Annotated in this window: 1 protein-coding gene; it reads left to right on the top strand. The window is 43.1% G+C overall.

Annotated elements, in window-relative coordinates; translation table 11 throughout:
• Nucleotides 1-649: hypothetical protein (locus tag OM075_RS25360; RefSeq protein ID WP_301193357.1), on the top strand; the 649-nt coding region annotated here is incomplete at both ends.

Below are 649 nucleotides of genomic sequence, written 5' to 3'. Positions count from 1 at the left end.
ATACCAGCTGATGGTGGTTTACCAATCTCAACTACATTTAGTGCAGTCGTAACTGTTAAAGCAACAGGCTGTACCAGCGAAACAGAGGTAGTAATCACCGTCAATCCAGATCCTGCTTTACAAACAACTTCTGCAATATACTGTGCAGATGAAGCAGCCGGTTTTGATATCAATACCTTCAATGATGATATCCTTACTTCCGGCAGTGTAGCTGATTATACATTTGCCTGGACAGGCACATTGGCCATTCCAGCTGATGGAACAACTGCAGAGGAAACCACTTTCAGAGCTGTCGTAACTGATAATACAACAGGCTGTACCAGTGAAACAGAGGTAGTAATTACCGTTAATCCGGATCCTGCATTGCAAGCTACCTCAGCAATATATTGTGCCGATGAAGCTGCAGAATTCGATATCAATACCTTTAATGATGATATCCTAACTTCAGGAAATGTAGATGATTATACTTTCGTTTGGACAGGCACATTGGCCATTCCAGCCGATGGTGGAACTCCAGAGGAAACCACATTCAGAGCTGTTGTGACTGATAATACAACAGGCTGTACCAGTGAAACTGAGGTTGTAATTACCGTTAATCCAGATCCTGCATTACAAGCCACATCTGCAACTTCCTGTGCAGATGAAGCAG

It is taken from the genome of Plebeiibacterium sediminum (assembly GCF_026013605.1).
Classification (GTDB): Bacteria; Bacteroidota; Bacteroidia; order Bacteroidales; family Marinilabiliaceae; genus Saccharicrinis; species Saccharicrinis sediminus.
Note: the sequence above shows the minus strand (reverse complement) of the source record. Positions and strands in the feature narration are given on the sequence as shown.